Genomic DNA, 20,362 nt, shown 5'->3' with positions numbered 1-20,362 from the left:
CCAGGTGCGGCCGTCAACGTGGCCTTTTTCATGGCCGATCTTGAGGCGCAGCGCGCCGAGCGCGTCGTTCACCACCTTGGCGCGGTCGGCGCCGAAGAAGATGAGGTCGCCGTTGGCAGCACCGGTGCGTTCGATCACCGCGGCGAGCGACGCTGCGGAGAGATTCTTGACGATGGGCGACTGCAGGCCGGCTTCGTTGAGTTGCGTGACGTCGTTGACCTTGATGTAGGCAAGCCCCTTGGCGCCGTAGATTTTCACGAACTCGGTGTAGCCGTCGATCTCGCCGCGGCTCAAGCTGGCGCCGCCGGGAATGCGCAGCGCGGCGACACGGCCCTTGGGGTCGTTGGCCGGGCCGGAGAAGACCTTGAACGCGACCTCCTTCATGACGTCGCCGACGTCGACGATTTCCAGCGTCACCCGCATGTCAGGCTTGTCGGAGCCGTATTTGTTCATCGCCTCGGCGTAGGTCATGCGCGGGAAGGCGGCGGGCAGGGCTATGTCCTGAGCCTTCTGCATCATGTCGCGGATCATGCCCTCGACCAGGTTCATGATCGCCTCCTCGCCCATGAACGAGGTTTCGAGGTCGACCTGGGTGAACTCGGGCTGGCGGTCGGCGCGCAGGTCCTCGTCGCGGAAGCACTTGGTGATCTGGAAGTAGCGGTCGACGCCCGACACCATCAAAAGCTGCTTGAACAGCTGCGGCGACTGCGGCAGCGCGTAGAACATGCCGTCGTGCACCCGGCTCGGCACCAGGTAGTCGCGCGCGCCTTCCGGGGTGGAGCGCGTCAGCATCGGCGTTTCGACTTCCATGAAGCCGTGCGCGTCGAGGTAGTCGCGCATCAGCTTGGAGACGCGATAGCGCAGCTTGAGGTTCTTCTGCATCGGCTCGCGGCGCAGGTCGAGGTAGCGGTACTGCAGGCGGATGTTCTCGTTGATGGTGTCGTCGTCGATCTGGAACGGCGGCGTCAGCGAGGGGTTCAGCACCTCCAGTTTTTTGGTCAGCAGCTCGACCATGCCGGTCGGCATGTTGGGGTTTTCGGTGCCGGCGGGACGCGGCCGCACCAGGCCCTCGATCTTCAGCACGAATTCGGAGCGCACATCCTCGGCCAGCCTGAACGCTTCCGGGGTGTCGGGGTCGATCACCACCTGCATCATGCCCTCGCGGTCGCGCAGGTCGATGAAGATCACCCCGCCATGGTCGCGCCGCCGGTGCGCCCAGCCGCACAGGGTGACGGTGTTGCCGATGTCGGCGGCGCTGACGCCCCCGCAGTAATGAGTACGCATGTTGTTTCCTATTTAATGCCGGGGCGCGCTTCGCTCGAAGCAACGCCCATCGAGACGATGTATTTCAATGCGCGGTCGACCGACACGTCCAGCTCGACGACCTCGCTCTTTTTCACGTAAAAATAAAAGCCGTTCACCGGGCTCGGCGTAGTGGGGATGAACACCGCCACGTGTTCGTCCGGCAGCACCCGCGCCACCTCGTCCGGCACATTGGTCTGGAACGCCAGCGACCACGCCTCCGGATGCGGATAGCGCACCAGCAGCACTTTTCTGAACGCGTGGCCGTTGCCCGACAGCAGGGTGTCGGACACCTGCTTGACGCTGCCGTAGATGGTTTTCACCACCGGGATGCGGGTCAGCTGGCGCTCCCAGAAGTCGATGATCTTCTGGCCGAAGAAATTGGCGCCGAACATGCCGGTCAGCACAATGGTCAGCAGCGTCAGGATCACGCCGAGACCGGGAATCCGCATCCCCAGCCAGGCCTCGGGCTGCCATTCGGCGGGCAGCACCATCAGGCTCTGATCCATGGTGCCGATCAACAGATTGAGCACCCACAGGGTGATCCCCAGGGGTACCCAGATCAGCAGGCCGGTAATGAAATAGCGCTTCATTCGTTCCAATCAGTCAAAAACGAAGAAGCGGGCGGCTTGCACCGCCCGCTTCCAGGTCGATCCCGCCGCGTCAGTTACACGCCGGACAGGCGCCCGTGCCACAGGCTGGGGAGGGCGCTTCGGGCTTCGTTTCGGCCGGTTTGCTGCCGCCGCCCTTGAAATCGGTGGCATACCAGCCGGTCCCTTTCAGGGCGAAGCCGGCCGCCGTGAGCTGCTTGGCGTATTCGGCCTTGCCGCACGACGGGCAATCTGTCAGCGGCGCGTCGGATATTTTTTGCATTTCGTCCTGCGAAAAACCGCAGGACGCACATTTGTAGGCATAAATCGGCATGATTCGCTCCGATAAATCAAGAAGTTGCGGAATTATACCCAAACGACGGGCACAAGTACCCAAACGACGGCACAAGTACCCAAACGACGGGCACATGTCCCAAACAGCGGGCACACGTCCGAATCTGGCGCCGGCTTGCCGGGTTTCAAGATGCCGGCACTACCAGGCCAAACTCAGGCTGCCGTAGACGCGGCGGCTGAAGACGTTTTCCTCGCGAAACTCGCCGTAATCCTTGCCCAGATTCTGCCCCACCAGGGCGGTTTCCACTTCGCGCCCCTCCCACTTCCAGCGACGCGCCAGGCGTGCATCCCAGCGGGTGAAGGCTTGGGTGACATCGCCTTCGGACAGCCATTTCATGCGCCCCGATCGATACGCCCCCGCGCTGGCCATCCAGCCCTGCCCCAGATCGTAGCGAGCGAGCAGGCTGAAACTGTTGCGCGGCGCCGACCGTGCCAGGTCCCGGTCGACACTCGGGCCCGCATCGATGAAAGCGCGCGCATATTGCGCCGACAGCCGCAAATTGGACACAGGCTGCCAATGCAGTTGCAAGTCACCGCCACGCACCGAGAAATCTTCGCGGTTGGTGAACCGCCCCGGCGAGCCGCTGCTGTTAATGTGATCATGGATCGTGTCGCGAAACAGCTTGATATCCAGTTGCACGTGCATTGCCGCATAGTCGCCGACATAGCCGATTTCACGCGAAAGTATGCGTTCGGGACGCAGCGGGCTGGAGGGCGCGAATACCTGCTCGAGCAAGGTCCCGGTCGTCGTGTAGTAGGACACGTTCCCTTTCTGCTCGAAGAAAGTGGGGGAGCGGTAGGCCTGCGAGACATTCAGGCGCAGCGTGTGCCCTTCGGCCAGGGTGTAGTTGACCGCCGCGCGCGGGGAAACGTCAGTGCCGGTGAAATAGTGGTGTTCCAGCATTGCACCACCCTGCACGAGCAGATCGGGGCGCGCCCGCCATTCCAGGTTGGCATAGGCGCGCCCGAGCGTGCCGCCCAGCGTATCGTGCGTATTCAAATAGCGCTGACTTTCCACCGTTTCGTGCCGCACCTCGGCCCCCCACACCATCCGCCAGTCCGCCGTAATGCGCCGGTTGGCCTGGAACTCGAGGTTGGCGCGCGTCTGCGTAACATCGACCCCGGCATCGAGGAGAAACGGGGTGACAATCGGAAAGACCGGGGGAACGAGAGGGGTGACATTGGGCGCATCCAGCACATTGCGGCTGAAGTATGCCTGCACCATCCATTCGTCGTCGGCATCGCGCACCCGCCGATATTTAAACTGCACGTACTGCGCCGACACATTCTGCCCGGTCGGCTCCTCTGGATTCCGAGAATAGCCGGCCTGCCAGTCGCCGACACTCAGGCCAAACTGCGCGCTGAATTCGTCGCTGGACGAAATCCGGTAATCTCCCCGTCCACTCAGGAAATAGGTCTGGGTTTCCTCATACATCTTCGCTGCGGCATTCCCATCGCGCACATCGGTCTCAAAACGATCGCGGGTCTGCGCGGACAGGGTCACGCGGTAACGCAGATCCCCCTGCTCGCCGCCGTGGCGCAGCGTCAACCCCGACATGCCCTGCTCGCCATATTGCACGGAAGCGAAGTCACCCAGCGTCTGGCTCGGATCCTTCGTGATGATATTGATGACCGCCAGAAAGGCGTTGGCGCCGTAAGTCGCGGCATTGGGCCCGCGCACCACCTCGATGCGCTCGATATCGTCGATGGACAGCGGCAGCTCGCCCCAGTTGACCTGTCCATAGGCGGCGCTATAGATCGAGCGCCCGTCCACCAGCACCTGGAAGCGCCGCGAAAACGCATCGGCCATGCCGTGGTAGCCGATTGCCCATGTGTTGTCGCGGGTATAAGCCACCGAAAAGCCCGGCACCAGCCGCAGCAGATCCGGAATATCGCGAAAGCCCGAGGCGCGGATCATGGGCTGGTCGATGACGGTGACGGCAGCCGGCGTCTCGTTCACCGGCTGCGACAGGCGCGACGCCGACAGCACCACCGGCAAGTCGTCGAGGAAATCGGATTCGGTGATCTCCGCCCGCGCCAGGGCAGGCGACAGCAAGCCCCCGCCCAGCAGTAGCGCCATGCTCAACGCGCCGGATGCCATGTGTTTTTTACCGTTCACCCCGTGTCGGCGCGCCGTGCGCGCCGCCCTCCTCTCCGCCCCATTTATTCTGAATGCGAGGGTTATCGGCCGACCGTCCTGTGCGCTTGAGACTCAGAACGGAATATCGTCATCCATGTCGTCGAACCCGCTGCTCACGGGCCGCTGCGCCGCCGCGGGAGCGCTGGTGCCCGCATTGCCGCGCGGCTGGCTGCGCGGCTGCGGGGACTGGTTGAAGCCGCCGTCGTCCATGTCGGCCATGCCGCCGCCGGCACGGCTGCCGAGCATCTGCATGCGGTCGCCGCGGATTTCGGTGGCGTATTTCTCGATGCCTTCCTTGTCGGTGTATTTGCGGGTGCGGATCGAGCCCTCGACGTAGACCTGGCTGCCCTTCTTCAGGTACTGGCCGCAGACCTCCGCGGTGCGGCCGAAAAAGCTGACGCGATGCCATTCCGTCGCTTCGACCATCTGGCCGGTCTTGTCCTTGTATTTGTCAGTGGTGGCGATGGCGAGGTTGGCGACGGCCTCACCGCTCGGCAGATAGCGCATTTCAGGATCGCGCCCGAGGTTGCCGACCAGAATCACTTTGTTGACGGATGCCATGTTTTCCCCTGAATTGAGCTTGAAGTGTTGCGGATTCTATCAGGCCGGCCTGTCAGGCAGCAGCTGTCTCCAGCAGGCTGCGCACGCCGGCCTCGTCCCAGCCCTTGAGGCTGACCTTGAGCATGGCCACGCCTTCTTCGGCCAGCACCACGGCTTCCACCACGCCTGCCACACCGGCCAGCTGCGCTTTCAGCAAGGCGGCCTGATCCGCCGGCATCGCCCCCACGCGGAACATGCGGGTCTTGATCGCCGGCGGCGGCGTCATCGACAGGCTCGCGATCAGCCAAGTCGCCATCAAGGTCACGCAGAACAGGAATACGGCCTGGAAGCCATGATGCTGCGCCAGCCAGCCGCCGAACGCCCCGCCAAAGAACAGTCCCAGCGCCTGCGCGGTGTTGTAGACGCCCATCGCGGTGCCCTTGGCCGACACCGGCGCAAGCTTGGAGATCAGCGAAGGCAGGCTGGCTTCGAGCAGGTTGAAGGCGACAAAGTAGAAAAACAGCGCCCACACGATGCCCCAGAAATGGTCGATGCCGAACGCCAGCCCGAATTGCGCCAGCAGCATCAGCGCCACCGCGCCGATGAACACCGGCTTCATGCGGCCGCGCTTTTCGCCATAAATAATGGCGGGCACCATCAGCACGAAGGAGCCCAGCAACACCGGCAAGTACACCGCCCAGTGGTGGTCGGCGGCCAGCCCGCTGTCCTTGAGCGCCACCGGCACCACCACAAACATCGCCATCTGCGCGGCATGCAGCGCAAAAATCCCGAAGTCGAGCCGCAATAACTGGCGGTTGCGCAACACGTCTTTCAGCCGCGCCGGATTAGCCTGGGCATCGGCATGAAAATGGCTGTCCGCGGGATCGGGCACCCATACTTTCACCACCCAGATGGCGGCCAGCGCCAGGATGCCGGTCAGCGCGAAGATCCCCGGCACACCGATCACGCGATTGAGCGCCGGCCCCGCCACCAGCGACACGGCAAAAGCGAGGCCGATGGTCGAGCCGACCAGCGCCATCGCCTTGGTGCGGTGTTCCTCGCGCGTGAGGTCGGCGAGCATGGCGGTAACGGCGGCGGAAATGGCGCCGGCACCCTGCAGCGCGCGGCCGAAAATGGTCCAGTAGATATCGCTCGCCGTTGCCGCAACGAAGCTGCCGAGCGCGAATACGAGCAATCCGAAGATGATGACCTTCTTGCGTCCGATGCGGTCGGATGCCATGCCGAAGGGGATCATCAGGATCGCCTGGGTCAGGCCGTACATGCCAAGCGCGAGGCCGACGAGGGCGTGATCGGTGCCGCCCGGCAGATGCTCGGCGTACAGCGCGAACACCGGCAGGATCAGGAACATGCCCAGCATGCGCAGGCCGAAAATCGCCGCCAGGCCCGCTGCAGCGCGTTTTTCGGCGCGGGTCATGCTTTCTGACAGGTCGATGTGAGCCACTGCGGGATTCGGTGAATGCGGGAAGTCCGTTATATTAGCAGGTTGCGAATTACGCTCCCGCCGTCAAACCTCATGGAATACATCCGCATCCGCGGCGCCCGCACCCACAACCTGAAAAACGTCAACCTCGACCTGCCGCGCAACAAGCTGGTGGTGATCACCGGGCTGTCGGGTTCGGGCAAGTCCTCGCTGGCGTTCGACACGCTCTACGCCGAAGGGCAGCGGCGCTACGTCGAGTCGCTGTCGGCCTATGCGCGGCAGTTCCTGCAGTTGATGGAGAAACCCGACGTCGACCTGATCGAGGGCCTCTCCCCGGCGATCTCGATCGAGCAGAAGGCCACCAGCCACAACCCGCGCTCGACCGTCGGCACCGTCACCGAGATCCACGACTACCTGCGCCTGCTATACGCGCGGGTCGGCGACCCGCAGTGTCCGGAGCATGGCATCACGCTGGCGGCGCAGACGGTGTCGCAGATGGTCGATGCGGTGCTGGCGCTGCCGGAGGACACCCGGCTGATGATCCTGGCGCCGCTGGTGGTGGGCAGGAAGGGCGAGAACCTCGAACTGTTCGCCGAACTGCGCGCGCAGGGCTTCGTGCGGGTGCGGGTCGACGGCAAGGTGCACGAGATCGATGCGGTGCCCAAGCTCGACAAGAACAAGAAGCACACCATTGAGGTGGTGGTCGACCGGTTGAAGGTGCGTACCGACGCCAAGCAGCGTCTCGCCGAAAGCTTCGAGACCGCGTTGCGCCATGCTGAGGGGCGCGCGCTGGCGGTGGAGATGGATGGCGGCGAGGAGCACCTCTTCTCTGCCAAATTCGCCTGCCCGGTGTGCAGCTACGCGCTGCCCGAGCTGGAGCCGCGCCTGTTCTCGTTCAACAACCCGATGGGCGCGTGCGCCACCTGCGACGGCCTCGGCCAGATCACCTTCTTCGACCCGGCGCGGGTAGTCGCCTTCCCGCATCTGTCGCTCGCCAGCGGCGCCATCAAGGGCTGGGACAAACGCAACCAGTTCTTCTACATGATGCTGCAAAGCCTGGCGATGCATTACGGCTTCGAACTCGACACGCCGTGGGAATCGCTGCCGCCGCGCATCCAGGACGTGATCCTCAACGGCTCTGGCCGCGAGGCGATCGCCTTCCAGACGCTGGCGCCGCGCGGCGGCTACACCACCAAGAGTTATCCATTCGAGGGCGTGCTCGCCAACATGGAGCGCCGCTACCACGAGTCCGACTCGATGGCGGTGCGCGAGGAGCTCGCCAAGTACCAGAACAACAAGCCCTGCCCGGCCTGCGAGGGAACCCGCCTGCGCGAGGAAGCGCGCCATGTGATGGTCGGCGGCGTGCCCATCTATGAAGTCAGCGCGATGCCCCTGAAGCAGGTGCTGGGATTTTTCAAGGCGCTCAGGCTCGAAGGCCACCGCGCGCAGATCGCCGACAAGATCGTCAAGGAAATCATCGCGCGCGTCGGTTTCCTCAACAACGTCGGGCTCGATTACCTGTCGCTCGACCGTTCCGCCGACACCTTGTCGGGCGGCGAGGCGCAGCGCATCCGGCTCGCCTCGCAGATCGGCTCGGGCCTCACCGGCGTGATGTATGTCCTTGACGAACCGTCGATCGGCCTGCACCAGCGCGACAACGACCGCCTGCTGGCGACGTTGAAGCACCTGCGCGACATCGGCAACTCGGTGCTGGTAGTCGAGCACGACGAGGACGCGATCCGCGCCGCCGACTACGTGGTCGATATGGGCCCCGGCGCCGGCGTGCACGGCGGCGAAGTGGTGGCCGAAGGGACGCCGGAGGAAATCCGCCTGAGCCCGGCCTCGCTCACCGGCCAGTATCTGTCGGGACGGCGCGCGATCGCCATTCCCAAGAAACGCCGCGCACCCGATGCCGAAAGACAGCTGGTGGTGACGAATGCCAGCGGCAACAATTTGAAGAACGTCACGCTCAACCTGCCGGTGGGGCTGTTCGTCTGCGTCACCGGCGTCTCCGGATCGGGCAAATCGACGCTGATCAACGACACCCTCTACACCGCGGTTGCGCGCCACCTCTACGGCTCCAGCGCCGAGCCCGCGCCGCACGGCGAGATCCGCGGGCTGGCGTTTTTCGACAAGGTGATCAACGTCGACCAGTCGCCGATCGGCCGCACCCCGCGCTCCAACCCGGCCACCTACACCGGCCTTTTCACGCCGATCCGCGAACTCTTCGCCGGGGTGCCGGAAGCGCGCACGCGCGGCTACGGGCCCGGGCGTTTCTCGTTCAACGTCAAGGGCGGACGCTGCGAGGCCTGCCAGGGTGACGGCGTCATCAAGGTCGAGATGCACTTCCTGCCCGACATCTACGTGCCGTGCGACGTCTGCCACGGCGCGCGCTACAACCGCGAGACGCTGGAAGTGCAGTACAAGGGCAAGACCATCCGCGACGTGCTGGAAATGACCATCGAGCAGGCGCACGAATTCTTCGCCGCGGTGCCGGTGATCAAAAGGAAACTCCAGACCCTGCTCGACGTCGGCCTCGGCTACATCCGCCTCGGCCAGTCCGCCACCACGCTGTCGGGTGGCGAGGCGCAGCGGGTCAAGCTCGCGCTGGAGCTATCCAAACGCGACACCGGGCGCACGCTGTACATCCTCGACGAGCCGACTACGGGCCTGCATTTCGCCGACATCGACCTGCTGCTGAACGTGTTGCAGCGCTTGAGCGACGCCGGCAACAGCGTGGTCGTCATCGAACACAACCTGGATGTGATCAAGACCGCCGACTGGCTGATCGACCTTGGCCCCGAGGGCGGCGCCGGCGGCGGGCAGATCATCGCCGAAGGCACGCCCGAAGCCGTGTCCGACAACCCGGCCAGCCATACCGGCAAGTATCTGCAACCGGTGCTGGCGCGGCGCTGAGATGGCCGAACCCATTCGCCTCTCCAAGCTGATGTCGGAGCGCGGCCTGTGTTCGCGTCGCGAGGCCGACAGCTACATCGAGCGCGGGCTGGTGTTTGTCGACGGCAGACGGGTGAGCGAACTCGGCACCAAGGTCGACCCCGACTGCGCGATCCGCCTGGATAGCGCCGCCAGCGCGCAACAGCAACAGCGCGTCACCATCCTGCTGCACAAGCCGGTCGGCTATGTGTCCGGCCAGCCGGAGCCGGGCTATCAACCCGCCGTGGCCCTGATCCGCCCCGAGACCCAGTGGCGGGACGGACGCGCCGGCCCGGCCTTTCATCCCGCTCACCTGAAAGGCCTGGCGCCCGCCGGGCGGCTCGACATCGACTCGACCGGTCTCCTGGTGCTGACGCAGGACGGGCGCATCGCCAGACAGCTGATCGGCGACGATTCCGAGATCGAAAAGGAATACCTGGTGCGGGTAGCCGGGCGCCTCGATGAAGCAGGCCTCGCGCGGCTCAACCACGGCCTCTCGCTCGACGGCCACCGGCTGCGCCCGGCCAAGGTCGGCTGGCAGAACGCCGACCAGCTGCGCTTCATTCTGAAAGAAGGCCGCAAGCGCCAGATCCGCCGCATGTGCGAACTGGTCGGCCTGCAAGTCGTGGGGTTGAAGCGCGTGCGTATCGGGCGCGTGCGGCTGGGCGATCTGCCGCCGGGGCAATGGCGTTACCTGCGCCCGGACGAGCGTTTTTGAGTCTCACAGTGCAAATAAAAGCCGACAAGCTTGTTCCCGGTAGGTTTTGGCATTATTAATAAAAAGTGCGGGTTGCCAGACCCGCATTGCCTTTACATTCAATCCACACCAGGGAGACCTCCATGCAATCCAAACTTCTCGTCGCACTTTTCGCCGCCCTTGCGCTGACCGCCTGTAAAAAGGCGGAAGAGGCCGCCGCCCCCGCCGTGGAGCAGGCCAAGGAAGCGGCCGGCGCTGCTGCCGATTCCGCCAAGGAAGCGGCGGGCGCAGCCGCCGACGCAGCCGGCGCCGCCGCCACTGCTGCAGGAGAAGCCGCTACCGCAGCCGGTGACGCCGCTGCCGGGGCGGCCGCCGACGCCGCCAAGGGCGCCGCCGACGCAGCCGCCGCCGGCGCGCACAAGGCGCAGGACATGGCCGACAAGGCCAAAGACGCCGCCAAGCAGTAATTCCACTGCAGGCAGCGCAAGCGGCCGGGTAAATAAACCTGGCCGTTTTTGTTTGCCCGGCCAGCGCTGGCCGCGCCCCGAAGCCCAGCCTGGCAATCCAGCATCGGTTCTTCCACCTTTGCCCAATGAATCCGCGCACCCTGCTGCTGGACTCGTTTCACGCTGCCGTCGCCGCAGCCGATCCCGCACGCATCCTGCCGCCGCATCTGCCTGCGCCGCCAAGCGGCCGCACCCTGGTGGTCGGTGGCGGCAAGGCAGCCGCCAGCATGGCCGCTGCCGTCGAGGCCCATTGGCCGGCCGCTGCGCGCTTGTCCGGTCTGGTGGTCACCCGCTATCGACACAGTCTGCCTACCCGCCGCATCGAAGTGGTCGAAGCCAGCCACCCGCTGCCCGACGGGCGCGGCGAAACCGCAGCCTTGCGGATGCTGGAGCTGGCGGCGGGGCTAGGGGAGGACGATCTGCTGCTGGCACTGGTTTCGGGCGGCGGCTCCAGCCTGCTCGCCGCGCCGGTCGCTGGCGTCAGCCTGAAGGAGTTGCGCCAGGTCACCCGGGCCCTGCTGCACGCGGGCGCCCCCATCCACGACATCAACATCGTGCGCAAACACCTCACCCGCCTGTCGGGCGGGCAGCTGGCGCGCGCATCAGGCAAGGCCCGGGGACGGGCACTGATCATTTCCGATGTTGTCGGCGATGACCCCAGCACCATCGCATCCGGCCCCTGCACACCCGACCCCACCACCTGTTCCGATGCGCTCGACAGGCTGGCGCATTTCCGGATCGCGCTACCCCGCGGGGTTCAACGCCATCTCGAAGCCTGCTCGGCGAATGCGCGCGACGACACGCCCAAACCAGGCGACCCGTGCTTTTCACGCATGGAAACCCGCGTCATCGGCCGCGCGCACGACAGCCTGATGGCAGCGGTCGGGGTGTTCGAACAGCACGGCATCCCCGCGCTGCTGATTTCCGACAGTATCAGCGGCGACGCCCAGACAGTCGCCCGGCAGCATGCCGCACTGGTCCACGCTCGCCTCGCCAGGGGGCCGCTCGCCTTGATCTCGGGCGGCGAAACTACCGTTGCGCTGCGCCCACAGCATGGGCGAGGGGGGCGCAACAGCGAATATTTGCTGGCTTTGGCGCTGGCTTTGCGCGGTACTCCGGCCTGGGCGATTGCCTGCGACACCGATGGCATCGACGGCAGCGAAGACAATGCCGGTGCACTGCTCAGCCCTGACACGCTTGCGCGTGCCCGTGCGCTCGGCGTTCGAGCAGAAAGCCTGCTGGCGGCGCATGACAGCCATGGATTTTTTTCCGCGCTGGGTGACCTGGTCGTTACCGGCCCCACCCGCACCAACGTCAACGACTACCGGGCGCTACTGCTCGACGTCGAGTGAGCGCCGTCAATTCAGCCGCTGCACCTGGACCGGGTCGCCGACCGTCAAGCCAAACGCCGTCGCGGCACTGCCGCGGTTGACCGCAAGTTCCAGCAGCCCCACGCTGTTGACGAACCAGAACCCCTCCCCCTTGCCGACAAAGCCAAAACTTTCGCTGTGTCTGAACAATTCGCCCGCGGCGCTGACGCGCGCATCCTTCGGCGCGCCACGGATGCCGGTCCAGGCGTTGCCGTAATGGTCAATGTATATCACGCGGGCGAGGTCTCCCGCATCGAACTCGACAGCGAGCCTGTCTGTCTGGGTCAGCTTGGCGGTGGGAAATTCGCCGCGCGCGATATCGGCCGCAATGGGCGCAAACAGGTCACGCCCGTGGAACGTGGCCGACAGGATTTCGGGCTGCCAGTCGACGCGCCATTGCCGGGTGTCGCTGTGCCGCGCGGCAACGATGGACAGCAATCCGTTGTCCGGTCCGACGAACCAGCGGCCGCCAGCCAGGACGACCACGGCACCGCGCGGCGTGCCGACGCCAGGGTCCACCACCGTCAGGAACACGCTGCCTGGTGGGAAACCCGGCGCAAACGCAGCGAGCAGATGGGCGCCCGCATGGGGATTGAAGTCGGGCGCCTCGTGCAGCAGGTCCACCACCTGCTGGCTGGGCGCGTGTTCAGCCAGGCGAGCCTTGACCTGACCCACATAGGGGTCGCGCACGCCAAAATCGGTGAAGAGAACAATCACGGCTGTTCCTGTGGCAGGCGGGGAAGCCAACTATGCATGACAATGCTGCGAAGCGGCAAGCCGCAGCGCCGATCTGCAGTTCCGCCTGGGCGCCCAAAGAAAAAGCCGGGAAGACCCGGCTTTTTCAATCCATTCAGCAATACGGCTTATTCGGTTTCGGCCGGCGTGGCGTCACTGTCCGGGCGATCGACCAGTTCGACCAGTGCCATCGGCGCATTGTCGCCGTTGCGGAAACCGTACTTCAGGATGCGCAGGTAACCGCCGGGACGGGTCTTGTAACGCGGGCCCAGTTCGCCGAACAGCTTGACGACCATTTCGCGGTCGCGCAGGCGGTCGAACGCCAGGCGATGATTCGCCAGGCTGGGTTCCTTGCCCAGGGTGATCAGCGGCTCAACGAAGCGGCGCAGTTCCTTGGCCTTCGGCAGCGTGGTCTTGATGACTTCGTGCTTCAGCAGGGAGTTGCTCATGTTGCGGAACATGGCCAGACGATGGCTGGTAGTGCGATTGAGTTTGCGGTTGGATTGACGATGGCGCATGGCGTGTCCTTTCAGGTTGTATTCTTGGGCAAGGCTGCCTGCCACGGCAGCCCGCACTTTATTGTTTGATTCAGGGTTACAGGGTACTTACTTAAACGATTCAGGGGCGCTCAAGGCCGGCTGGCGGCCAGTTTTCCAGCTTCATCCCTAGGGACAGGCTCTTGGAAGCCAGCACGTCCTTGATCTCGTTCAACGACTTGCGGCCCAGATTCGGCGTGCGCAGCAGTTCGGTTTCAGAACGCTGGATCAGGTCGCCGATGAAGTAGATATTCTCAGCTTTCAGGCAGTTGGCCGAACGCACGGTCAGTTCCAGGTCGTCGACCGGGCGCAGCAGCAGGGGATCCACCTGCGGCGAACGCGGCGACTCGGATTCGGCAGGCGTGCCTTCCAGATCGGCGAATACGGACAACTGGTTCACCAGAATGCGGGCAGCGGTACGGACAGCCTCTTCCGGCTCGACCACGCCATTGGTTTCGATATCGATTACCAGCCGATCAAGGTCAGTGCGTTGCTCCACGCGCGCGCTTTCCACCGAGTAAGCTACGCGGCGAACCGGACTGAACGAGGCATCCACCAGAATAGAGCCTACCGAGCGGGCTTCCTCAGAAACCTTGCGCGCTGTGGCCGGCTGGTACCCGCGGCCACTCTCGATCTTGATTTCCATATCGAGCTTGCCGCCCTTGGTCAGGTGAGCAATCACGTGATCCGGGTTCAGCACCTCGATGTCGTGGCCGACTTCGATATCGCCCGCGGTAACGATGCCTTCCTCCGACCTGGAAACCTTCAGGATCGCTTCGGACTTGCCATGCATCTTGAAAGCGATGCCCTTGAGGTTCAGGAGGATGTCGACGACATCCTCCTGAACGCCTTCGATTGTCGAATACTCGTGAACGACACCGCTGATGCTGACTTCGGTCGGCGCATAACCGACCATGGAGGACAACAGGATACGACGCAGCGCATTACCGAGCGTGTGCCCATAGCCGCGCTCGAAGGGCTCCATGATGACCTTGGCGTGCAGCGGGGAGGCGCGATCCACCTCCACAATACGCGGCTTGAGAAATTCCGTAGCGCTTTGCATAGAGTGCGATTCCTTAAGACCGAGTCACAAAGACCGAGCCAACTTATTTGGAGTACAGTTCGACGACCAGCGACTCGTTGATGGTCGACGGCAGTTCCGAACGCTGCGGGGCGGCCTTGTAGGTGCCCTTGAGCGCCTTGGCGTCGACTTCGACCCACTCGGGGTAACCGCGCGCGGCGGTGGCTTCCGCCGCCCCCTTGATGCGCAGCTGGGCTTTCGCCTTTTCGGACACCTCGACCACATCGCCGGCACGCACCTGGTACGACGGGATATTGACCCGGCGGCCGTTAACCGTGATGCCGTTATGACGCACCACCTGACGCGCCTCGGTGCGCGACGCGCCAAAGCCCATGCGATAGCACACCGAATCCAGGCGCGACTCCAGCATCGACAGCAGGTTTTCGCCCGTCACGCCCTTGCGGCTGTCCGCCTTCTTGTAGGTCAGGCGGAACTGGCCTTCGAGCACGCCATAGATACGGCGGATTTTCTGCTTTTCACGCAATTGCACGCCATAGCCGGACAGACGGGCACCGCTCTTCTGGCCATGCTGACCAGGCGCATAAGCGCGGCGCTCGATGGCGCACTTGTCGGTGAAACACTTCTCGCCTTTCAGGAACAGCTTTTCGCCTTCGCGGCGGCACTGACGGCATTTGGGATCAAGATTACGAGCCATGATTTACCCTAGGATTAGATACGACGCTTTTTGGAGGGACGGCAACCGTTGTGCGGGATCGGGGTGACATCCGAGATCGCAACGATCTTGAAGCCCAGCGCATTCAGTGCGCGCACGGTGGATTCACGGCCCGGGCCGGGGCCCTTGATCCGGACTTCCAGGTTCTTGACGCCGTATTCCTGCGCCATCTTGCCGGCGTTTTCAGCCGCCACCTGCGCCGCGAACGGCGTCGATTTACGCGACCCCTTGAAGCCCGCGCCACCGGCGGTCGCCCACGACAGGGCATTGCCCTGACGATCGGTGATCGTCACGATGGTATTGTTGAAAGAAGCATGAATGTGCGCAATTCCCTCAGCGACATTCTTCTTGACCTTCTTGCGCACGCGCGTTGCAGTTTTCGTTGCCATGGTTAACCTTTATTTCTTGATGGCCTTGCGTGGACCCTTGCGGGTACGCGCGTTGGTGCGAGTGCGCTGACCACGCGCAGGCAAGCCTTTGCGATGACGGAAGCCGCGATAGCAGCCGAGATCCATCAAGCGCTTGATGTTCATGGTGATTTCACGGCGCAGGTCGCCCTCGACCGTGAACTTGGCCACGCCCTCACGCAAGCGCTCCATCTCTGCCTCGGACAAGTCCTTGATTTTCGAAGTCTGGGCAATGCCCGCTGCCTCGCAAATCTTGCCGGACGTAGTTCTGCCGATGCCATAAATGGCGGTCAACGCAATAATCGCGTGTTGATGATTAGGGATATTAACCCCAGCAATACGAGCCATTCGCAAAGCTCCGAACGCAAAACAAAAAATTATAACACGTCAACCCGCCTTTGGGTCGACTCGAATTCACACTTGCCGGCGACGGGGCCTTCTTAGCCCTGACGCTGCTTGTGACGCGGATCGTCGCAGATCACGCGCACTACGCCTTTACGGCGCACAACCTTGCATTTACGGCACATTTTCTTGACTGAAGCCTGCACTCTCATGGTTCTCTCCATTCACTCACCGGCAGCATGCCGCCGGTCAAAAATCATTTGGCCCGGAAAACAATCCGGCCTTTGGTCAGATCGTACGGGGTAAGCTCTACTGTCACCTTGTCGCCCGGCAGGATCCGGATGTAGTGCATGCGCATCTTGCCGGAGATATGGCCTAGCAAGACATGGCCATTTTCAAGTTTGACTCTGAAGGTGGCGTTCGGCAGGTTTTCAACGACTTCACCCTGCATCTGGATGACATCTTCCTTAGACATCAACGCCCCACCAAACCATTCTTGAAATTGGCTTTCTTGAGCAAGCCCTCATACTGGTGAGACATGACATAAGCCTGAACCTGCGCCATGAAATCCATGGTCACCACCACAATAATCAACAGCGACGTTCCCCCGAAATAGAAAGGAACATTCCACTTAAGAATCAGAAACTCGGGCAGCAGACACACCAGGGTGATGTAGATTGCCCCCACCAACGTCAGCCGGGTCAAAATCTTGTCGATGTAGCGTGCGGTTTGATCGCCCGGGCGAATACCCGGAACGAACGCGCCGCTCTTCTTCAGGTTGTCTGCGGTTTCCTTGGGGTTGAACACCAGGGCCGTGTAGAAAAAGCAAAAGAAGATGATTGCCAGCGCATACAGTAAAACGTACACCGGCTGGCCAGGCGACAGGGTCGCTCCAATGTCTTTCAGCCAGCCCATGTTGTCGCTGCTGCCAAACCAGCCCGCCAGGGTCGCCGGAAACAAAATGATGCTGGAGGCGAAAATCGGCGGAATCACCCCGGCCATATTCAACTTGAGCGGCAGATGCGAACTTTGGCCGCCCACCACCATTTTTCCGACCTGGCGCTTGGCATAGTTGACCAGGATCTTGCGCTGGCCACGCTCGACGAACACCACCAGCGCCGTCACCAGCAACACGCCGACGAACAGCATCAGCACCAGAGGGATCGAGAACGCACCGGTGCGCGTCAACTCCAGCGTACCGCCGATCGCATGCGGCAGGCCCGCGGCGATACCCGCGAAAATAATGATGGAAATGCCATTACCCAAGCCGCGCTCGGTAATCTGCTCCCCCAGCCACATCAGAAACATCGTGCCGGCAGTCAGCGTAACCACAGTGATCAAGCGAAATGCCATCCCCGGATCCAGCACCAGACCGGCTTGCGATTCCAGGGCAATGGCAATACCCAGTGCCTGGAAAACGGCCAGAAACAAGGTCCCATAACGGGTGTACTGGGTAATCTTGCGACGCCCCGCCTCGCCCTCTTTTTTCAGCGCTTCCAGCTGCGGCGACACCGTCGTCATCAACTGCACGATAATCGACGCCGAAATGTACGGCATGATCCCCAGCGCGAACACGCTGAAACGCGACAGCGCACCGCCGGAGAACATGTTGAACATGCCCAGGATGCCACCCTGCTGCGACTTGAAGAGCTGATCGAGCACCAGAGGATCGATACCCGGCACCGGGATGAAGGTGCCGATACGGTACACAATCAAAGCGCCGAGCAGGAATAACAAGCGGCGCTTGAGGTCGCCGAATTTATTCAGACCGGTTTTGGGCGTAGCCAAAGCGTTTGTCCTCGCTGACTCAGTCGGCGATGCTGCCGCCCGCAGCCTCGATCGCAGCGCGCGCCCCCTTGGTGACGGCAATACCGCGCAGCTTGACCGCCTTGCCGATCTCGCCGGCCAGGTAAACCTTGGCGCCCTTGGCCGCGGCACCGACGAGGCCGGCCTGCTTCAGCACCAGCAAATCGATCTCATCGACTCCCACCGCTGCCAGTTCGAACAGGCGGATGTGCGCCGTATCGGCCTTGGTCAGCGAAACGAAGCCGCGCTTGGGCAAACGGCGATGCATCGGCATCTGGCCGCCCTCGAATCCCACTTTGTGGAAGCCGCCGGCACGCGATTTCTGGCCCTTGTGGCCACGCCCCGCGGTTTTACCCAGGCCGGAGCCAATGCCGCGACCCAAGCGACGCTTGTTCTTCTTGGCGCCGTCGGCCGGTTTAATATTGTTCAGTTCCATTTAAGCCTCGCACTTCACCAGATAGGCGACCCGGGAAATCATTCCGCGGTTTTCCGGGGTGTCAAGCACCTCGACCGTGTGATGCATGCGACGCAGGCCCAAGCCGCGCACGCAGGCGCGATGCGGCGCCTTGGTGCCAATCAAGCTTTTGACCAGCGTCACCCTGATTTTTTTCTGCTCGCTCATGACTTACCCCGTGATGTCTTCGACGGACTTGCCACGCTTGGCAGCAATCTCGGACGGTGTGGACATTTTCAACAGGCCATCGATCGTCGCACGCACGACGTTGTAGGGGTTGGTCGAACCTAAGCACTTGGCAAGCACGTTCTGTACGCCCATCACTTCGAATACGGCGCGCATCGCCCCACCGGCAATAATCCCGGTACCTTCCGATGCCGGCTGGATCAACACGCGCGAAGCGCCGTGCTGCCCCACCACCGTATGATGGAAGGTGCCATTCTTCAGGCTGATCTTGACCAGCTTGCGGCGGGCCTCTTCCATCGCCTTCTGCACGGCCACCGGCACTTCACGGGACTTGCCCTTGCCCATGCCGATCCCGCCATCGCCGTCGCCGACCACGGTCAGTGCGGCAAAACCCATGATCCGGCCACCCTTCACCACTTTGGTGACGCGGTTGACCGAAATCATCTTCTCGCGCAAGCCGTCGCCGCGCTCTTCGTTACTAGTAGGTGCTGTACGGGCCATCTTGAGTCTGCCTCGTTAAAATACCAAACCGCCTTCGCGGGCTGCTTCAGCGAGGGCTTTCACTCGCCCATGAAACCTGAAACCAGCTCGATCGAAAGCCACTTTTTCAATGCCCAAGCCCTTGGCTTTCTCGGCCAGGTGCTTGCCAACGGCAGCTGCTGCCGCCACGTTGCCACCGTTGCCCAAAGCGGCGCGCAGTTCCTTGTCGTTAGAGGACGCACTGGTCATGACCGTGCCGCCGTCCGCCGAAATTATCTGCGCGTAGATGTGGCTGTTGGTGCGGTGAATTGCCAGGCGGATCGCCTTGACGGCCGCGATTTTGGCGCGGGTTTTGCGCGCTCTGCGAATCCGTGATTGCTTGGTGTTCATTGTCTGTCCTTAAGCCTTACTTCTTCTTGGTCTCTTTCTTGATAACCACCTCGTCGCTATAGCGAACGCCCTTGCCCTTATAAGGCTCCGGCGGACGATATGCGCGCACGTCGGCGGCCACCTGCCCAACGACCTGACGATCGACGCCCTTGATCACAATCTCGGTCTGCGTCGGGGTTTCAACCTTGATGCCAGCAGGCATCTTGTGCACAACCGGATGCGAGAAACCAAGCGTCAGATTGAGCGCGTCGCCCTGAGCCTGAGCGCGATACCCGACGCCAACCAGCAAAAGCTTCTTTTCGAAACCCTTGGAGACGCCCTGCACCATGTTGTTGACGAGCGCCCGCATCGTTCCCGCCATGGCATTCGCCTGGATGCTTTCGTTGGTAGGCGCAAAAGTCAGCACGCCGTCATTAAGCGCGACCGACACGTCATCCGACATCGCCTGACTCAGTGCCCCCAGAGGCCCCTTGACCGAGACCGCGCCACCCAGCGCAACCTCGACGCCTTTAGGCAACGTAATAGGATTATTGGCTACACGTGACATATCCGCTCCCTCTTACGCAACCACGCACAGGACTTCACCACCGACGCCCTTGGCGCGCGCATGGCGGTCCGTCATCACACCACTCGAGGTAGAGACAATCGCGACACCCAGGCCATTCATGACGCGCGGCAATTCCTCTGCACCCTTGTAGACCCGCAGCCCAGGCCGGCTCACGCGCTCAATGCGCTCGATCACCGGACGGCCTGCGTAATATTTCAATTGCAGCTCGAGCTCGGGCTTACCGGCTTCGCCACGAATAGCGAAATCCTCGATATAACCCTCGTCCTTCAGCACCTTGGCTATAGCCACTTTGACCTTTGATGAAGGCATCAAGACAGCCGCCTTCTCGACCACTTGCGCATTACGAATGCGGGTCAGCATGTCCGCAATGGGATCACTCATACTCATATCGTCTACCCCTTACCAGCTTGCCTTGACGATGCCCGGGATTTCGCCCCGCATCGCATATTCACGCAGCTTGCCGCGCGCCAGGCCAAACTTGCTGAACACGCCGCGCGGACGCCCGGTCAGCTGACAGCGGTTGCGCTGACGCACCGGACTGGCATTGCGCGGCAGGGCCTGCAAAGCCTGATAGGCCGCCATGCGGTCTTCATCGCTAGTCTGCGAATTGGCGATCAGTGCTTTGATCTCGGCACGCTTGGCAGCATATTTCTTCACCATGCGCGCGCGCTTTTCTTCACGATTAATCAAGGATAACTTGGCCATGCCTACCTCAATTCTTGAACGGGAAACTGAAGGCGGCAAGCAATGCTCGCGCTTCATCATCAGTCTTGGCGGTGGTGGTGATCGTGATATTCATCCCACGCAGAGCATCGATCTTGTCGTACTCG

26 protein-coding genes and 1 pseudogene are annotated in these 20,362 nt (G+C 62.7%); 4 read left to right on the top strand and 23 right to left on the bottom strand.

The window, feature by feature from the left end:
• From aspS to BGO62_RS12130, 6 genes are all read right to left on the bottom strand, one after another.
• Positions 1-1,284, bottom strand: a 1,284-nt coding sequence (aspS, locus tag BGO62_RS12155) for an aspartate--tRNA ligase (RefSeq protein WP_296642798.1), incomplete at its 3' end; no start/stop codon positions are given.
• An 8-nt stretch (positions 1,285-1,292) separates the two neighbouring features.
• Positions 1,293-1,895 (bottom strand): DUF502 domain-containing protein, encoded by a 603-nt coding sequence (locus BGO62_RS12150; protein ID WP_296642796.1) that lies wholly within the window; start codon positions 1,893-1,895, stop codon positions 1,293-1,295.
• Positions 1,896-1,965: 70 nt separating this feature from the next.
• Positions 1,966-2,226 (bottom strand): FmdB family zinc ribbon protein, encoded by a 261-nt coding sequence (locus tag BGO62_RS12145; RefSeq protein ID WP_296642802.1) that lies wholly within the window; start codon positions 2,224-2,226, stop codon positions 1,966-1,968.
• A gap of 159 nt (positions 2,227-2,385) precedes the next feature.
• Positions 2,386-4,326, bottom strand: a complete 1,941-nt coding sequence (locus BGO62_RS12140; RefSeq protein WP_296642793.1) for a TonB-dependent receptor — start codon at positions 4,324-4,326, stop codon at positions 2,386-2,388.
• Between the two features lie 132 nt (positions 4,327-4,458).
• Positions 4,459-4,947 carry a single-stranded DNA-binding protein gene (ssb, locus tag BGO62_RS12135; protein ID WP_296642789.1) on the bottom strand — a complete coding sequence of 163 codons (489 nt, stop codon included), beginning with the start codon at positions 4,945-4,947 and terminating at the stop codon, positions 4,459-4,461.
• 52 nt (positions 4,948-4,999) lie between these two features.
• On the bottom strand, positions 5,000-6,361 hold the full coding sequence (locus BGO62_RS12130) for an MFS transporter (protein WP_296642787.1): 1,362 nt from the start codon (positions 6,359-6,361) through the stop codon (positions 5,000-5,002).
• Between the two features lie 99 nt (positions 6,362-6,460).
• Here BGO62_RS12130 and uvrA point away from each other — a divergent pair, with 99 nt between their 5' ends.
• The 4 genes from uvrA (at position 6,461) to BGO62_RS12110 (ending at position 11,856) form a co-directional block, all read left to right on the top strand.
• Positions 6,461-9,283 carry an excinuclease ABC subunit UvrA gene (uvrA, locus tag BGO62_RS12125; protein ID WP_296642784.1) on the top strand — a complete coding sequence of 941 codons (2,823 nt, stop codon included), beginning with the start codon at positions 6,461-6,463 and terminating at the stop codon, positions 9,281-9,283.
• A 1-nt stretch (position 9,284) separates the two neighbouring features.
• Complete coding sequence (locus tag BGO62_RS12120; protein WP_296642781.1) at positions 9,285-10,019, top strand: pseudouridine synthase; 735 nt, start codon at positions 9,285-9,287, stop codon at positions 10,017-10,019.
• Between the two features lie 122 nt (positions 10,020-10,141).
• Positions 10,142-10,465, top strand: a complete 324-nt coding sequence (locus tag BGO62_RS12115; RefSeq protein WP_296642779.1) for a hypothetical protein — start codon at positions 10,142-10,144, stop codon at positions 10,463-10,465.
• A 125-nt stretch (positions 10,466-10,590) separates the two neighbouring features.
• Positions 10,591-11,856 (top strand): glycerate kinase, encoded by a 1,266-nt coding sequence (locus BGO62_RS12110; protein WP_296642776.1) that lies wholly within the window; start codon positions 10,591-10,593, stop codon positions 11,854-11,856.
• 6 nt (positions 11,857-11,862) lie between these two features.
• Here the strand turns inward: BGO62_RS12110 and BGO62_RS12105 are convergent, their stop codons facing one another.
• The 17 genes and pseudogenes from BGO62_RS12105 to BGO62_RS12025 all read right to left on the bottom strand — a co-directional run.
• Positions 11,863-12,591: an SAM-dependent chlorinase/fluorinase gene (locus BGO62_RS12105; RefSeq protein ID WP_296642774.1), complete on the bottom strand. Its 729-nt coding sequence runs from the start codon at positions 12,589-12,591 to the stop codon at positions 11,863-11,865.
• 146 nt (positions 12,592-12,737) lie between these two features.
• Positions 12,738-13,127 (bottom strand): 50S ribosomal protein L17, encoded by a 390-nt coding sequence (gene rplQ, locus BGO62_RS12100; RefSeq protein WP_296642773.1) that lies wholly within the window; start codon positions 13,125-13,127, stop codon positions 12,738-12,740.
• A gap of 100 nt (positions 13,128-13,227) precedes the next feature.
• On the bottom strand, positions 13,228-14,208 hold the full coding sequence (gene rpoA / locus BGO62_RS12095; protein WP_296642771.1) for a DNA-directed RNA polymerase subunit alpha: 981 nt from the start codon (positions 14,206-14,208) through the stop codon (positions 13,228-13,230).
• 43 nt (positions 14,209-14,251) lie between these two features.
• Positions 14,252-14,881, bottom strand: a complete 630-nt coding sequence (rpsD, locus tag BGO62_RS12090) for a 30S ribosomal protein S4 (protein WP_296642768.1) — start codon at positions 14,879-14,881, stop codon at positions 14,252-14,254.
• A gap of 14 nt (positions 14,882-14,895) precedes the next feature.
• On the bottom strand, positions 14,896-15,288 hold the full coding sequence (rpsK, locus tag BGO62_RS12085) for a 30S ribosomal protein S11 (RefSeq protein WP_018079524.1): 393 nt from the start codon (positions 15,286-15,288) through the stop codon (positions 14,896-14,898).
• Between the two features lie 9 nt (positions 15,289-15,297).
• On the bottom strand, positions 15,298-15,654 hold the full coding sequence (gene rpsM / locus BGO62_RS12080) for a 30S ribosomal protein S13 (protein ID WP_296642763.1): 357 nt from the start codon (positions 15,652-15,654) through the stop codon (positions 15,298-15,300).
• Between the two features lie 92 nt (positions 15,655-15,746).
• Positions 15,747-15,860 carry a 50S ribosomal protein L36 gene (rpmJ, locus tag BGO62_RS12075; protein WP_026240735.1) on the bottom strand — a complete coding sequence of 38 codons (114 nt, stop codon included), beginning with the start codon at positions 15,858-15,860 and terminating at the stop codon, positions 15,747-15,749.
• A 44-nt stretch (positions 15,861-15,904) separates the two neighbouring features.
• A complete protein-coding gene (gene infA, locus BGO62_RS12070; protein WP_018079522.1) occupies positions 15,905-16,123 on the bottom strand; it encodes a translation initiation factor IF-1 in 219 nt (72 codons plus the stop codon).
• Positions 16,123-17,436 (bottom strand): preprotein translocase subunit SecY, encoded by a 1,314-nt coding sequence (secY, locus tag BGO62_RS12065; protein ID WP_296642759.1) that lies wholly within the window; start codon positions 17,434-17,436, stop codon positions 16,123-16,125. Before secY ends, infA begins: the two co-directional genes overlap by 1 nt.
• A gap of 19 nt (positions 17,437-17,455) precedes the next feature.
• Complete coding sequence (rplO, locus tag BGO62_RS12060; protein ID WP_296642757.1) at positions 17,456-17,890, bottom strand: 50S ribosomal protein L15; 435 nt, start codon at positions 17,888-17,890, stop codon at positions 17,456-17,458.
• On the bottom strand, positions 17,891-18,076 hold the full coding sequence (gene rpmD / locus BGO62_RS12055) for a 50S ribosomal protein L30 (RefSeq protein WP_018079519.1): 186 nt from the start codon (positions 18,074-18,076) through the stop codon (positions 17,891-17,893).
• 3 nt (positions 18,077-18,079) lie between these two features.
• Positions 18,080-18,595 carry a 30S ribosomal protein S5 gene (gene rpsE, locus BGO62_RS12050; protein WP_018079518.1) on the bottom strand — a complete coding sequence of 172 codons (516 nt, stop codon included), beginning with the start codon at positions 18,593-18,595 and terminating at the stop codon, positions 18,080-18,082.
• Between the two features lie 15 nt (positions 18,596-18,610).
• Positions 18,611-18,964, bottom strand: a complete 354-nt coding sequence (gene rplR, locus BGO62_RS12045) for a 50S ribosomal protein L18 (protein ID WP_296642753.1) — start codon at positions 18,962-18,964, stop codon at positions 18,611-18,613.
• Between the two features lie 16 nt (positions 18,965-18,980).
• Entirely contained in the window at positions 18,981-19,511 is a 531-nt protein-coding gene (gene rplF / locus BGO62_RS12040) for a 50S ribosomal protein L6 (protein WP_296642751.1), read from the bottom strand.
• Between the two features lie 12 nt (positions 19,512-19,523).
• Positions 19,524-19,919 carry a 30S ribosomal protein S8 gene (gene rpsH, locus BGO62_RS12035; protein WP_296642749.1) on the bottom strand — a complete coding sequence of 132 codons (396 nt, stop codon included), beginning with the start codon at positions 19,917-19,919 and terminating at the stop codon, positions 19,524-19,526.
• A 12-nt stretch (positions 19,920-19,931) separates the two neighbouring features.
• Positions 19,932-20,237: a 30S ribosomal protein S14 gene (gene rpsN / locus BGO62_RS12030; protein WP_296642800.1), complete on the bottom strand. Its 306-nt coding sequence runs from the start codon at positions 20,235-20,237 to the stop codon at positions 19,932-19,934.
• Between the two features lie 7 nt (positions 20,238-20,244).
• Positions 20,245-20,362: pseudogene (locus BGO62_RS12025) on the bottom strand (50S ribosomal protein L5); the annotation flags it as partial.

Source organism: Thiobacillus sp. 65-1402, assembly GCF_001897685.1.
Lineage (GTDB): Bacteria > Pseudomonadota > Gammaproteobacteria > Burkholderiales > Thiobacillaceae > Thiobacillus.
This window is presented reverse-complemented; position numbering and strand designations above follow the sequence as displayed.